We start from the raw sequence: 13,498 nt of genomic DNA, 5'->3' as shown, positions 1-13,498 counted from the left end.
CCGACCACGCCCAAGCCCGGCCCACCGCGCACACCCCCGGCGAGCAACCACGCCCAAATCCGGCCTACCGCGGTTGCGGCGCACGCCCACCGGTGAACGACCACGCCCGAATCCGGCCTGCTGGTGGTCGCGGCGCGCACCCACCAACGGGCCGACCACGCCCAAATCCGGTCTGCTGGTGGTCGCCGCCCACACCCACCGGCGAACAACCACGCCCGAATCCGGCCTGCCGATGGGTGCGGCGCGCGCCCACTGGCAGGCTGATCACGGCGCCGGTCCGGGCCGCCGAGGCTGGACCGTGGTCTGACTCGGTTGTCGGATGTTTGTGGCCGAGGCCGGTCAAGGCTGAGACGGGATGTCAGGCGGGTATTCCGGGTTCTCCGGGAGGGTAAATCGGGCCGGTGGTGAAATGTGGGCGGCGGGCGGGGGATACTTACACCATGCGATTGTCTGCACGGGTTGATTACGCACTGCGCGCATCGGCGGAGCTGGCCGCGGCCGCGAGTTCGGGTTCCGCCGGGCACCCGGTGACCGCTGTGCAGTTGGCTGAGGCGCAGCAGATCCCGCCGAAGTTCCTTGAGAACATTCTGGGGCAGCTCCGGCGGTCGGGGATCATCCGGAGCCAGCGCGGGCCTGACGGCGGCTACTGGCTGGCCAAGCCCGCCGACCAGATCGCGCTCGCGGACATCATCAGGGCCATCGACGGGCCGCTGCTGGGCGTGCGCGGGGAGCGTCCCGAGCATGTCGGGTACGAGGGTGCGGCCCGGTCGCTGCAGGAGGTGTGGATCGCGTTGCGCGCCAGCGAGCGGGCGATCCTCGAAGAGGTGACCCTCGCGCACATCGCCGAGGGCAGCCTGCCCGACTCCGTCCAGAAGCTGACGGCCGACCCGAAAGCCTGGGACAGCCCCGCCTACTCCTAGTCCCCCAAAAGGGACGAACACCCCATAAGTGTTGGTAGATTCGCGCGTCCGACGCCCGTCTCGCTCATCCAACACTCCTCTGGGGATCTTCCGTGACCGCCCGCACCCTGCCCAAGCTCGCCCTGGGCACGCTCCTCGCCGCCGGAATCGGCATCCCCGCCGTCCTCTACGGCACCGGCTCCTCCCGACCCGAGCCGAAACCCTCCCCCAGCACCACGGAGACCGAGAACCCGGTCATCACCGAGCAGCTCAAATGGTGGGAACAGCACGGCAACCCGCTGAACGACGGGTCGGCCGATGCCGTGGCGACCGAGGAGCTGGAGCCCGAGGAGCCGATCACCGATCTCACCCTGGCGGCCTTCGCGCCGCCGGACGAGGGCCAGGTCAGGATCGCCGCCATCGAGCCCACCCCCGACGACCTGTCGACGATCACGGCGCCCGCCCGGGTCGGCGGTCTGGAAGTCCAGCTCGACTGCCTCGGCAAAGGCAAGATCACCTGGCGGCTCGAGGCCCTGCACACCGGAACCTGGAAATGCAAGGACGGTGAGACCAATCCGGTCACGACCAGCCTGCACCCCGGCGCCCTCACGAACGGCCCCCTCACGCTGCGCGTCCACCCCGACCCAGGCGTCAGCTGGACGATGAGCATCCTCAACTGCCCCCGCAAAGCCCCCTGCGCCTGGCCCTGACCACCCCGCTTTGAACGCGTTCAACATCCTGCGCTAACGTCACCCCCGAACGCAGTTGAACGCGTTCAGAAACGTGGTGAAGCGATGTTCCCCCTGATCAACACCCTGATCGCGCTCGGAATGCTGGCCGTCGTCCCCCTCGGCCTGACCCTGCTCGACGACACAGCCCACCTCCGCCCCTACTGGCTGGCCGGCGCCCTCCCCGGCGCCCTCTCCCTCTGGCTCCCCCAGGGCCCGTCCGCCCTCCTCCTCGCCCTCCCCTACGCGGCCGCCACCCTCCTCCTCGCCACCCACGCCCTGAAACGCCCCGCCGCCGCCCTCCTCACCCGCCTCCGCACAGCCGCCACCCTCCTCCTCGCCACCCACGCCCTGAAACGCCCCGCCCTCCTCGCCCGCCCCCGCACAACCGCCGCCCTCCCCGTCTCCCATGCGCTCAGCGGTCTGGGACGCCCAGCCGAGCCCGGTAGCCCGCGGGAGCGGCCTGAGCTCGGCGCGCGCCGTGTCGCGGTTGAGGTGGCGGTCGGGACGGCGCTGGCGATGCCGATGGTCGCGGGCGTGGCGTTGGTGGCTGAACGCGGGGGCTGGGAGCTTTTCGGGTACGACGCGACGATGCTGCGGCTGACGGTCGCCCACTTCCATTTCGCCGGGTTCGCCGCCGCCCTGGTCGCCGCGCTCGTGGCCCTCCATGCCGACAGGCCGCTGGCCCGGTTGACGGCGTGGAGTGTCCCTGCGGGGACGCTGGGGGTCCTGGCCGGGTATTTCGTCGGTCAGTGGGCCGAGTTCGCCGGGGCGGTGGTCCTGGCCTTGGGGATGTGGGCCGCCGGAGTGATCAGTTGGGGTACGGGGAACCGCTGGTTGCGCGTGTCGGGCGTGGTCCTGGCCGGTTCGATGGTCCTGGCGCTCTGGTACGCGCTGGGCGAGGCGAGCGGCCTGGCCCATCCCGGGATCGGCTGGATGGCGGCGACCCACGGCGTCGCCAACGCGCTGGGGTTCGGTCTCTGCGGCATGATCGGCTGGCGGACGATGAAGGAGAGTGCACGATGAGCGACGCCCACGAGTTCAGCTATCCGGAGGTCGGCGCGACCCGCGAGGGCCGCACCCCCGACGGCTATAGCCGCCTCCACGTCCGCCGCGCCATCGGCCACGGCCCCGAGACCTACCGCAGGGCGGCCGAAGCGCTGATGACCTACCGGATGCACCGCGCCATCCCCGTGGGGATCACCGCGGAGCGTCCCAGAGCCGCCGAGGGCGGCGCGATCACCGTCACCCTCGCCGGGTTCGTCAAGGCGCCCTGCCGCTTCGTCTGGACGGTGGAGGACGACCGCCGCACCGGCTGGGCCTACGGAACCCTCGAAGGCCACCCGGAATCCGGCGAGGAGGCGTTCGTGGTGGCCCTGGACGACGACGGGACGGTCACCCTGACCGTCACGGCCTTCAGCCGCCCCGCCCACCCCCTGGCCAGGCTGGCGGCCCCCGTGGTCCCGCTCATGCAGCGCCTGTACGCGATCCGCTGCGCGCGGGTCCTGGCCCGGCTCTCCCGCTGATCGCGGACAGGCCCGGGAAAAGCAGAAGCCGCGCCCCGCGGCGGTGCGGGGCGCGGCCGTCGCCGAAGGTGTCTGCGTTCACCTTCGGATCGGGGCTTTCCAGGATGGTCTCGTGTTCAACGCACGACGGACCAGGGCCAGTGGGATCAGGGCCATGGGCGTGAACCCTCCCTGCTGCTCTCGGCTTCGTCCGTCACCTTGAACAACACGGAGGGTTCGCTGCTTTATGCCCGCTAAGCCGCGACCATGTCCCCCCGGACGATGGCTTCCGGCGAGTCCGGTACGGACGCGGCCGGAATGGCGATGCGCTCGTGCTGCGGGGGCGGACCGGCCATGACCGGCTCGGCCTGCAGTTCGGCGAGCGCCAACAGGTCGGAGACTTCTCGGAGGACGTGCGACAGGGGCACGCCCAATGCCTTGCAGATCGCCGCGAGCAGCTCAGAAGAAGCTTCCTTCTGACCGCGTTCCACCTCAGAGAGATATCCCAGCGACACCCGGGCCGCGGCGGACACCTCGCGGAGGGTGCGACCCTGGCGCAGCCTGAGCTGCCGCAGAACGTCACCCAGCAGCTGGCGAAGCAGGACCATCGCTCGCTCCCTCCCCTTCGTGCGGACCATCTGACTGTTCCACCGTACCCGTCTCGACCGTGGCCTTGGCAGAGCCGGGAAATCGTGTTCGCTGCGAACGTAACGCTGTAATCAGGTCAAACCTTCCCGATCTTCCTGATCCTCTTCCCAGTCCCGGATCATTGCAACCCCCAATATTTCATGTCTTAGCAGGTCGAGCGCCTGGACCACGGTCATCCTGCGGACCAGCGGACGTGCCCTGCCCGCGTCGGACGGCAGCGGAAGCACCGGGGTGAGGACCCGGCTTCCCGACGGGCCACAGATCCCGATATGGACGGTTCCAACCGGTTTGCCTTCCTGCGGGTCGGGCCCGGCCACCCCGGTGACGGCCAGACCGTAGTCGGCGCCGAGCCGTTCCCGGACGCCCGCGGCCATCTCCAGCGCCACCTCGGGATCGACCGCGCCCCGCGCGGCCAGCAGTTCCCCGTCCACTCCCAGCAGCCGGGACTTCAGCTCCGTCGCATAGGCGGTCACCCCGCCCAGGAACACCGCGGACGATCCGGCGACCGACGTGAACTCGGCCCCCAGCAGCCCGCCGGTGAGGCTCTCGGCGACCGCGACGGTCTCCCCGCGCTCCGCCAGCAGCCCGACCACGCGGTCCGCGAGGGTCTCCCCCTCGATCCCGAAGACGACGGGCCCGAGCAGGTCCCGCACCCGGAGCTCGGCCGCTTCCAGGACGTCACGCCCGGACGCGGTGATCCGCACCTTCACCTCGGCGGGCGAGGGCAGATAGGCCAGATCGACGCCGTCCATCGCCTCGACCGAGGCCAGCCGGGAGGCGATCACCGATTCCCAGACTCCGGCCGTCCGCAACGTGAGCTGGGCGGCTCCGGCCCCGGAGTCCAGCTCCGGCAGCACCGACCCCTCCATGATCGCCTGCATCTCGAACGGCACGCCCGGCAGTGCGAACACCGGTTTGCCGCCCATCACCAGCCGCAGTCCCGGCGCGGATCCGGCCGGGTTCTCCAGCACGGCGGCCCCGGCGGGCACTTCGGCCATCCGCAGCGCCATCGGCCGCAGCGGCACCCCGTACCGCTCGGCCCGCTCCCGCAGCCGCTTCTCGATCACCGGATCCCGTTCCAGCGGCGCTCCGGCCATCGCGGCGAGCACGTCGCGCGTCCTGTCGTCGTAGGTCGGCCCGAGCCCGCCGGTGATGATCACGGCGTCGGCGTGGGCGAGCGCGTCGGCGACGGCGCCGGAGATCGCCTCCTCGGTGTCCCCGACGACCACGCTCCGGGTGACCGCGACCCCGATCCCGGTCAGCGCCTGACCCATCCAGGCGGCGTTCCCGTTGACGATGTCGCCGATGAGCAGTTCGTCCCCGACGGTCAGCAGTTCCACGCGCACGGACGTCAGCCTAGCTAGTTCCCGCGGAGTTTCGGCAGGGCTTCGCGCAGGTACATCAGCCCGCTCAGGACCGTCGCGATCAGCGCGGCGCCCATCATCATCGGCAGCAGGGTCTCGCGCGGGCTGATGAACACCGTCAGCGCGACCATCTGGAGTGCGGTCTTGGCCTTGCCGGCCAGCCCCGCCGAGACGTCGACGCCCCTCTTGTCGAGCGGGATCCGCAGCAGCGTGATGCCGATCTCGCGGACCAGGATCACGATGGTCACCCACCACCACAGCTCGCCGAGGACCGACAGGCAGACGAACGCCGCGCCGGTCAGGGCCTTGTCGGCGATCGGGTCCCAGAGGGCGCCGAACTTGGTGCTGATGTTCTGGGTGCGGGCCAGATGGCCGTCCAGCCAGTCCGAGACCGCGGCGACCAGGAAGACCGCGAGCGCGGCGTTGCGCCAGCCCAGACCGTCCGGGACGAGCATGAGTACCACGAACGGCGGTACCAGGATCAGCCGCAGGACGGTCAGGGCGTTGGCGTAGTTCCAGTTGGAGACCTTGCGGGACTCCACCTGGGTCACGGCTTCACGCCCATGAGATCGACTCCCTCGCTACCGGTGATCTCCACGGTAACAAGGTCCCCCACCGCGAGCCCCACGCCCCTGACGGTTGTGGAGCCGTCGACCTCGGGCGCCTGGTGGAAGCCGCGGCCCTCGTAGGTGCCGTCGCCGAGGTCCTTCTCGATCAGCACTTCGATCTCGGTGCCGATCCGCTCCTCGGCGCGCTGGTCGGTCAGCTCCTCGGCCAGGGCCGACACCTCGGCGAGCCGGGAGTCGATCTCGTCCTGGTCGAGTTTGCCGCCCAGGGTGGCGGCTTCGGTGCCGTCCTCGTCGGAGTAGCCGAACACGCCGATGGCGTCCATCCGGGCGGCTTCGAGGAAGTCGGTGAGGTCGGCGAGCTCCCGCTCGGTCTCGCCGGGGAACCCGACGATGAAGTTGGACCGCACTCCGGCCTCGGGCGCGAGGGCGCGGACCTGCTCCAGCAGCTCCAGGAACCGGGCCGGGTCGCCGAAGCGGCGCATCCGGCGCAGGACGGTGCCGCTGGCGTGCTGGAACGACAGGTCGAAGTAGGGGACGACGCCGGGCGTGGTGGCGATCACTTCGAGCAGCCCGGGACGGAGCTCGGCGGGCTGCAGGTAGCTGACCCGGACGCGCTCCATCACCTGGGTGAGCTTCGGCAGCAGCTTCTCCAGCGACCGCAGGTCGCCCAGGTCCTTGCCGTAGGAGGTGGAGTTCTCACTGACCAGGACGATCTCGCGGACGTCGTGCCCGGCGAGCCATTCGGCCTCGGCCAGGATCTCCTCGGGCTTGCGCGAGACGTAGGAGCCGCGGAAGGCGGGGATCGCGCAGAACGTGCAGCGGCGGTCGCAGCCCGACGCCAGCTTCAGCGGGGCCACCGGGCCGCCGCCGAGCCGCTTGCGGAGCACGCGGGGGCCGCCCAGGCCCTCCACGGCGGCCGGAACGTCGCTGCCGTGCCCGGGAACATGGACGTGGGCCGCCGAGCGCTCCACCGGCGTGATGGGCAGCAGCGTGCGGCGGTCGCGGGGGGTGTGGGCGGTGTGCCTGCGCCCGGCCAGCACGTCGTCGAGGCGCGCGCCGATCGTCGAGTAGTCGTCGAAGCTGATCACCGAGTCGGTCTCGGGGAGCGCTTCGGCCAGCTCGGAGCCGTACCGTTCGGCCATGCAGCCGGCCGCGACGACCTTGGCGCCGGTGTCCTTGGCGGCCAGCAGGGTGTCGATGGAGTCCTTCTTGGCGGCGTCGATGAACCCGCAGGTGTTGACGACGACCACGTCGGCGCCCTCGGAGTCCTCCTGGAGCTGCCAGCCTGACGCCTCGAGGCGGGCGGCGAGCTCTTCGGAGTCGGTCTCGTTGCGAGCGCAACCGAGCGTGACGAGGGAAACCTTAGGCATACTCCAACGGTAGTGGCCCGCAGGGCCCACTCCGTCCCCGGGAAGATCGCCCGGAAGATCCCCCAAGAGATCCGCTACGAGATTCGCTAGGAGATCTTCGCCTGGTCCGGGACGCCCGGCACGAAGGTCACCCTGACGACCTGGCCGTCCTTGCCCAGAGCGCCCAGCGTCTTGCCGTTGACGGTCAGCAGCGCCGCCGCACCATCCCCGATGATCACGCGGAGCCGCTTCTTGCCCTTGAAGTGCTTGACGACGCCCTTGCCGATCAGCCCGCTGAACAGGGTCTTGTTGGACGCGTCATAGACCGCCACCCAGGACGCCTTCTTCCCGGCCTTGATCACGACCGTGACCTCGTCCTTCTTCCCGGCCAGCGCCAGCGCGTCCTTGTGCGGCTTGGGCGGCGCGGTCTTCGGCTGGACGGCGGGTGGCGCGGACGTCCGGGGCGCTTCGGCGAGGTTCGCGGGCGAGACGTCCTTTGTGGTGTCGTTGCTGAACACCTGGACGATCCCGTACAGCACGACCAGCACCAGGGCCGTCGCCATGGCCGCGCTCCAGTTGGGGCTGCGGCGCTCCCGGAAGCGCAGCGGCCGCTCCGGTTCGAACGCCGTCGCCACGGAGATCGCGGCCGGCGCGCCGCCGTGCGCGTCGTCGTAGGCCCGCACCAGCGGTTCGCTGTCGATGCCGAGGGCCCGGCAGATGCTGCGGATGTGGCCGCGGGCGTAGAAGTTGCCGCCGCAGAGCGAGTAGTCGTCGGCCTCGATACACCTGATCACGGTCTCGCGGACGCGGGTGCGTTCGCTGACCTGCGCCAACGAGAGCCCTGCCGTACGGCGTGCTTCAGCCAGGGTCTCGCCGATGCTCATCCTCGAACCTCCGACTCGCGTGCACCCAGTCTAGGAACGGCAATCTTCCTAGGCGATACGCAACGCCGCACGGAGAAGTCACGAATTGAGGTCGGAGATCACCCCGGCGAGCTCATCCGGCTTCACCAGCACATCCCGTGCCTTGGACCCCTCGGACGGCCCGACGATGTTCCGCGACTCCATCAGGTCCATCAGCCGGCCCGCCTTCGCGAACCCGACGCGCAGCTTGCGCTGGAGCATCGAGGTCGACCCGAACTGCGTGGTGACGACCAGTTCGATCGCCTGCTTCAGCAGTTCGAGGTCGTCGCCGATCTCCTCGTCGATCTCGCGTTTGGGACCGGCCTCGGGGGCGACGTCCTCGGCGTACATCGCGTCCATCTGACCCTTGCAGTGGTCGACGATGGCCGCGATCTCCTTCTCGGAGACGTAGGCGTTCTGCAGGCGCATCGGCTTGGAGGCGCCCATCGGCAGGAACAGGGCGTCGCCCTGGCCGACCAGTTTCTCCGCGCCCGGCTGGTCGAGGATGACGCGGCTGTCGGCCAGGGAGGAGGTCGCGAACGCCAGCCGCGACGGCACGTTCGCCTTGATCAGGCCGGTGACGACGTCCACGGACGGCCGCTGCGTGGCCAGCACCAGGTGGATGCCGGCGGCGCGGGCGAGCTGGGTGATCCGGACGACGTGGTCCTCGACGTCGCGCGGGGCGACCATCATCAGGTCGGCGAGCTCGTCGACGATCACCAGCAGGTACGGGTAGGGCGTGTAGACGCGTTCGCTGCCGGGCGGCGCGACGAGTTTCCCGCCCCGCACCGCCTTGTTGAAGTCGTCGATGTGCCGGAAGCCGGACGCGGCGAGGTCGTCGTAGCGGCGGTCCATCTCCCCCACCACCCAGCCCAGCGCTTCGGCGGCCTTCTTGGGGTTGGTGATGATCGGGGTGATCAGGTGCGGGATGCCCGCGTACGACGACAGTTCGACCCGCTTGGGGTCGACCAGGATCATGCGGACCTCGTCGGGCGTGGCCCGCATCAGCACCGAGGTGATCAGGCCGTTGATGCAGGTGGACTTGCCCGCGCCCGTCGCGCCCGCGATGAGGATGTGCGGCATCTTGGCGAGGTTCGCCACGACCGTCCGGCCCTCGACGTCCTTACCGAGCCCCACCAGCATCGGGTGCTGGTCGCCGGCGGCGACCTGGGAGCGGAGCACGTCGCCGAGGGAGACCAGGTCCTTGTCGACGTTGGGGATCTCGACGCCGATCGCGGACTTGCCGGGGATCGGGGAGATGATCCGGACGTCCTGCGACTTCACCGCGTAGGAGATGTTCTTGGTGAGCGCGATGACCTTCTCGACCTTGACGGCCGGGCCGAGCTCGATCTCGTAGCGGGTGACCGTCGGGCCGCGGGTGAACCCGGTGACCTGGGCGTCGACGTCGAACTGCTCCAGCACGCCGGTCAGGGCGTTGACGACGATGTCGTTGGCCTTGGTCCTCGCCTTCAGGGCGGAGCCCGCCTTGAGCAGCTCGGGCTGCGGCAGCTCGTAGATCTCGCCGGTGGAGTTGAGCGGGAGCTGCTCGGTGCGGGTCGGCGGCGGGGTCGGGTCGGGGACGTGCGGCGGTTCGGGCTCGGGCGTGAAGTCCTGGAGGACGGGCGGGGCCGGATCGCCGAGGATGTCGTCCACCAGCGGCCGTTTGGGCGCGGGCGGAGCCTGGTCCTCGGGTTCGACGATCGGCGTGTCGTAGGGCTTGGTGTGCTCGCCGACCTCGGCGGCGGGCTCGCGCTTGCGGGTGCGGCGCTTGCGCTCCGGCGGGCTGTCGGGACGCTCGCGGAGCATCACCGTGTACATCAGGTCGTTGATCCGGTCGGGGATCCGGTGCACCGGGGTCTTGGTGATGACCAGGATCCCGAAGAACGCGACCAGCAGCAGCAGCGGGACGGCCACCCACGCCGACAGGACGGTCTCGAGCGGCGCGGACACCATCCAGCCGATCACGCCGCCGGCGTCGCGGACCGCGGACATGTCCTGGCTGGGGGCGGGCGTGCCGCAGGAGATGTGCACGATCCCGGCGATCGACAGGAACAGGGCGCTGGCGCCGATGGAGATCCGGCCGGTGTCGTCGTTGCGCTCGGGGTGGCGCAGCACGCCCCAGGCGAGGCCGACGAGGGCGACGGGCAGGACCATCGCGAACTTCCCGAACCCGCCGCGGGCCAGGGCCTCGAGCAGTTCGGTGAACCAGCCGTGCGGGGTCCACCACGTCACGGACGCCAGGATGATCGCGACGCCGAGCAGGGTGAGGCCCGCTCCGTCGCGGCGGTGCTCCTCGTCCAGCTCGCGGGCGCCGTCGCCGTAGGCGCGGAACACCGAGCCGACGGCCTTGGCCAGCAGCATCCACAGGCCGGCGACGACCTTGAAGAAGCCGAGGAACAGCGCGCCGATCGGGTCGGGTTTGCGGGGGGCCGGCGTCGACCCGGAGGTCTTCCGCACGGGCGCGCGCTTGCGCGGCGCCGGCGGTTTCGCCGGGGTCTTGCCGGACCCACCACGCGAGGAGTTCTGCGTACCACCGGACGCACGTGTGGCCATGATGACGAGAGTAACCCGAGCCCCGGGAAAGGCCAGGAGATATCGGGCGGCGTGTCGCCGCCCGATCCCCGCGTTCCGGCTCGGCTAGAGCGACAGGCCGAGGGTCAGGAGCGCGCCGAACGCAAGCTGGACCTTGCCGGTCTCGCCGAGCACCTGGATGAGGGCGGGGCCCTGCGCGCCCGCCAGGACCGTCTTGGACGGCTTGATCGTCAGCGGGGCGGCCAGCAGCGCCAGCAGCGCCCACGGACGGGCGATCGCGATCCCGATCACGGCCGTGAACGGCAGCGCGAGGCAGAGCGTGAACAGCACCCTGGTCAGGGTGTCGCCGAGGACGACGGCCAGGGTGCGCTTGCCGGTGGCCTCGTCGGTGTCGAGGTCGCGCAGGTTGTTGACCACGAGCATCGCGCAGGCCAGCAGCCCGACGGGCACGGCCGCCGCCCACGCGACCCAGGGGATCCCCTCGCACTGGACGTAGGCGGTGCCGACGACGGCGACCAGCCCGAAGAACACGAACACCGACAGTTCGCCCAGCGCGCGGTACCCGTAGGGGGTCTTGCCGCCGGTGTAGAACCAGGCGGCGGCGATGGCGGCGGCGCCGATCAGCAGGATCCACCAGGAGGTGACGGCGGCCAGCACCAGACCGGCGATCCCGGCGAGCGCGAAGCAGCTCAGGGCCGCGGTCAGGACCTGCTTGGCGGGTTTGGTGCCGGAGCCGACGAGCCGGAGCGGGCCGACCCGGTCGGCGTCGGTGCCCTTGACCCCGTCGCTGTAGTCGTTGGCGTAGTTCACCCCGATCTGGAGAACGAGACCGACGAACAGGGCGAGCAGGGCGCGCCACCAGATGAAGGAGTCAGAGCCGATCGCCACGCCCGTCCCGACGGCTACGGGGACGACGGCGGCGGGCAGGGTGCGGGGCCGGGCCCCGGCGATCCAAGGGTTCATGTCTCTTTTCTGCGCAGGCGGAGGGTCATGATCAGGCCGACGCCGAGAATACCGGCCGTGACGAGCGCGGCCCGTGCGGTGGCCACCGCCAGCGATTCGACCGCCGCGTCCGCCTGGACGGGGCTGAGCCCGGAGATCGTGGTGCCGACCCCGGCCTGGAGCTCGCGGGCCACCTCGGCGTCGCCGGTGCGGGCCTGCATGGCGTGGCCGAGGCTGGTCGCGAAGACGGTGCCGATCAGCGCGATGCCGAGCGCGGAGCCGACCTGGCGGGCCGTGGACTGGGTGCCGGACGCCTGGCCCGACCGGCCGGGCGGCACCTCCGACAGGGCGACGTTCGAAAGCTGCGCGGAGGTCATGCCGAGCCCGAGCCCGTACAGGAGCATCCAGGGCGCGAGCCCGAATCCGGTCGTCCCGGCGTGGGTGGTGAGGCCGATCGCCAGGACGGCGGCGACCTCGGCGGCCATGCCGAGCTGGACGACGCGGGCGGCCCCGGCGCGCTGAGCGAGCCGTGCGGCCGAGCCTCCGGACAGGAACGCGCCGATCGCCAGCGGCAGGATCGCCACGCAGATCTGGAGCGGGGAGTCGCCGTGCGCGCCCTGCAGGAACAGCGGCAGGACGAACAGCAGCCCCAGCTCGCCGACGCTGATCAGCGACGCGGCGGCGTTGCTCCGCCGGAAGCTGGCGATCTCGAAGAGGGTGAGGTCGAGCATCACGGCCAGGCCGGCCTTGGCGCGGCGGCGTTCGACCACGACCAGCAGCGCGAGCAGCACGAGGGACGCGCCGAGCGCGAACGGGATCGGCGACAGCGGCCAGCCTTCGCGCTGGGAGGTCCACCAGCCGAACGTCTGGCCCTCGATCAGGGCGAAGACCAGGGCGCCGAGGCCGAGCGCCGACAGCACGCCGCCCAGCCAGTCGATGCCGGGCCTGCCGTCGGGGTCGCGGGTCTCGGGGATGTAGCGGAGCACCCCGATGATCAGCAGCGCGCCGATCGGCAGGTTGATCGTGAACGCCCAGCGCCAGCCGTGCGAGGTGGCCAGCCAGCCGCCGAGCCGCGGCCCGATCGCCGCCATTCCGGCGATCATCGAGCCCCAGACCCCGAAGGCCATGGCCCGGTCGCGTCCGGTGAACAGGGTGTTGATCGTGGAGAGCGTCGCCGGCATCATGATCGCCGCGCCGACGCCCTGGGCGGCGCGGGCGGCGACCAGCGCGCCGCCGGTCGCGGCCATCCCGGCCAGCAGGCTCGCCACGACGAACACGGCCGTGCCCAGCACGAACATCCGGCGTCTGCCGGCGAGGTCGGCGATCCGCCCGCACGAGATCATCAGGGCGGCGAACACCAGCGAGTAGACCGAGGTGAGCCATTCGGCGTCGGTGGCGCGCAGCCCGAGCTCGTCGACGATGCTCGGCAGCAGGACGTTGACGACGGTCGCGTCGACCACGATCAGCGACACTCCGAGGCTGATGACGGCGAGGCCGAGCCATCGCCGCGTCCCGGTGTCACGCACCTGCTCCTGCACTTCAGCGGTCACCGGCGCGCGCATCATCATCCTGATCGAAAGGGTCCTCTGGGCTTCGACGTCACCCTAGCCGCCCGTTCCGGCAGCCTCGAACCGCCCCGTGTGACCCACACGACCAGGCTTCGGAGCGGGGGCGGGCGCGGTGCGGGTCCGCTGGGTCCAGGCGACACAGCCGAGGACGGCGAGCGCGGTCAGGCCGGTCGCCCAGTCCAGGGTCTCGTGCAGCAGCCAGGCCGCCCAGCAGAGCGTGAGCAGCGGCTGGAGGAGCTGGAGCTGGCTGGCGCGGGCGATCCCGGCCCCGGCGAGCCCCGCGTACCAGGCGAAGAAGCCGAGGAACATCGAGAACGCCGACACGTAGAGGAAGCCGCCGACGGCCGCACCGGTCCAGCGGGGGCCCGTCGTGGCGAGCAGCCAGCCGGTGACGGGCACCGTGACGGGCGCGCACAGCACCAGCGCCCAGCAGATCACCTGCCAGGCGGGCAGCTCCCGGCCGAGCGCGCCGCCTTCGGCGTAGCCGACGGC

At 71.0% G+C, this 13,498-nt stretch carries 14 protein-coding genes; 5 read left to right on the top strand and 9 right to left on the bottom strand.

The annotated features are described in order from the left end of the window. The 5 genes from ACYVE7_RS17300 to ACYVE7_RS17280 form a co-directional block, all read left to right on the top strand. Positions 1-307 (top strand): hypothetical protein (locus ACYVE7_RS17300; RefSeq protein WP_460365744.1); only part of this gene is annotated, 307 nt, incomplete at its 5' end. A gap of 133 nt (positions 308-440) precedes the next feature. Further along, positions 441-920, top strand: a complete 480-nt coding sequence (locus tag ACYVE7_RS17295; RefSeq protein ID WP_460365743.1) for an RrF2 family transcriptional regulator — start codon at positions 441-443, stop codon at positions 918-920. 92 nt (positions 921-1,012) lie between these two features. Then, positions 1,013-1,609: a hypothetical protein gene (locus ACYVE7_RS17290; protein WP_460365742.1), complete on the top strand. Its 597-nt coding sequence runs from the start codon at positions 1,013-1,015 to the stop codon at positions 1,607-1,609. An 84-nt stretch (positions 1,610-1,693) separates the two neighbouring features. Then, a complete protein-coding gene (locus tag ACYVE7_RS17285; protein ID WP_460365741.1) occupies positions 1,694-2,653 on the top strand; it encodes a YndJ family transporter in 960 nt (319 codons plus the stop codon). Then, positions 2,650-3,153, top strand: a complete 504-nt coding sequence (locus ACYVE7_RS17280) for a DUF1990 family protein (protein ID WP_460365740.1) — start codon at positions 2,650-2,652, stop codon at positions 3,151-3,153. Before ACYVE7_RS17285 ends, ACYVE7_RS17280 begins: the two co-directional genes overlap by 4 nt. Positions 3,154-3,386: 233 nt before the next feature. On the opposite strand, the gene ACYVE7_RS17275 is transcribed toward ACYVE7_RS17280, so the two are convergent. The 9 genes from ACYVE7_RS17275 to ACYVE7_RS17235 form a co-directional block, all read right to left on the bottom strand. Further along, positions 3,387-3,740, bottom strand: a complete 354-nt coding sequence (locus ACYVE7_RS17275) for a helix-turn-helix domain-containing protein (RefSeq protein ID WP_460365739.1) — start codon at positions 3,738-3,740, stop codon at positions 3,387-3,389. Between the two features lie 111 nt (positions 3,741-3,851). Further along, the gene (locus ACYVE7_RS17270; RefSeq protein WP_460365738.1) at positions 3,852-5,126 is read right to left on the bottom strand and encodes a CinA family nicotinamide mononucleotide deamidase-related protein; all 1,275 of its coding nucleotides are present in this window, start codon (positions 5,124-5,126) and stop codon (positions 3,852-3,854) included. Between the two features lie 14 nt (positions 5,127-5,140). Continuing rightward, a complete protein-coding gene (gene pgsA / locus ACYVE7_RS17265) occupies positions 5,141-5,695 on the bottom strand; it encodes a CDP-diacylglycerol--glycerol-3-phosphate 3-phosphatidyltransferase (protein WP_460365737.1) in 555 nt (184 codons plus the stop codon). After that, positions 5,692-7,083, bottom strand: coding sequence for a 30S ribosomal protein S12 methylthiotransferase RimO (gene rimO, locus ACYVE7_RS17260; protein ID WP_460365736.1), 1,392 nt, complete (start codon positions 7,081-7,083; stop codon positions 5,692-5,694). Before rimO ends, pgsA begins: the two co-directional genes overlap by 4 nt. A gap of 86 nt (positions 7,084-7,169) precedes the next feature. After that, entirely contained in the window at positions 7,170-7,946 is a 777-nt protein-coding gene (locus ACYVE7_RS17255) for a helix-turn-helix domain-containing protein (protein WP_460365735.1), read from the bottom strand. A gap of 78 nt (positions 7,947-8,024) precedes the next feature. Beyond that, on the bottom strand, positions 8,025-10,517 hold the full coding sequence (locus ACYVE7_RS17250; RefSeq protein ID WP_460365734.1) for an FtsK/SpoIIIE family DNA translocase: 2,493 nt from the start codon (positions 10,515-10,517) through the stop codon (positions 8,025-8,027). 84 nt (positions 10,518-10,601) lie between these two features. Then, the gene (locus ACYVE7_RS17245; protein WP_460365733.1) at positions 10,602-11,459 is read right to left on the bottom strand and encodes a 1,4-dihydroxy-2-naphthoate polyprenyltransferase; all 858 of its coding nucleotides are present in this window, start codon (positions 11,457-11,459) and stop codon (positions 10,602-10,604) included. Continuing rightward, positions 11,456-13,000, bottom strand: coding sequence for an MFS transporter (locus ACYVE7_RS17240; protein ID WP_460365745.1), 1,545 nt, complete (start codon positions 12,998-13,000; stop codon positions 11,456-11,458). Before ACYVE7_RS17240 ends, ACYVE7_RS17245 begins: the two co-directional genes overlap by 4 nt. Before the next feature lie 42 nt (positions 13,001-13,042). Further along, a partial coding sequence (locus tag ACYVE7_RS17235) for an EamA family transporter (protein WP_460365732.1) occupies positions 13,043-13,498 on the bottom strand: 456 nt, incomplete at its 5' end.

The sequence above is a fragment of the Actinocorallia lasiicapitis genome (genome assembly GCF_054778695.1).
This window is presented reverse-complemented; position numbering and strand designations above follow the sequence as displayed.

What these genes read in the sequence shown, in the direction of transcription:
- ACYVE7_RS17275 (WP_460365739.1), bottom strand. Translation starts at nt 3,740, where the DNA reads ATGGTCCTGCTTCGCCAGCTGCTGGGTGACGTTCTGCGGCAGCTCAGG.
- ACYVE7_RS17245 (WP_460365733.1), bottom strand. Translation starts at nt 11,459, where the DNA reads ATGAACCCTTGGATCGCCGGGGCCCGGCCCCGCACCCTGCCCGCCGCC.
- ACYVE7_RS17250 (WP_460365734.1), bottom strand. Translation starts at nt 10,517, where the DNA reads ATGGCCACACGTGCGTCCGGTGGTACGCAGAACTCCTCGCGTGGTGGG.
- ACYVE7_RS17240 (WP_460365745.1), bottom strand. Translation starts at nt 13,000, where the DNA reads ATGCGCGCGCCGGTGACCGCTGAAGTGCAGGAGCAGGTGCGTGACACC.
- ACYVE7_RS17295 (WP_460365743.1), top strand. Translation starts at nt 441, where the DNA reads ATGCGATTGTCTGCACGGGTTGATTACGCACTGCGCGCATCGGCGGAG.
- ACYVE7_RS17280 (WP_460365740.1), top strand. Translation starts at nt 2,650, where the DNA reads ATGAGCGACGCCCACGAGTTCAGCTATCCGGAGGTCGGCGCGACCCGC.
- ACYVE7_RS17255 (WP_460365735.1), bottom strand. Translation starts at nt 7,946, where the DNA reads ATGAGCATCGGCGAGACCCTGGCTGAAGCACGCCGTACGGCAGGGCTC.
- ACYVE7_RS17285 (WP_460365741.1), top strand. Translation starts at nt 1,694, where the DNA reads ATGTTCCCCCTGATCAACACCCTGATCGCGCTCGGAATGCTGGCCGTC.
- rimO (WP_460365736.1), bottom strand. Translation starts at nt 7,083, where the DNA reads ATGCCTAAGGTTTCCCTCGTCACGCTCGGTTGCGCTCGCAACGAGACC.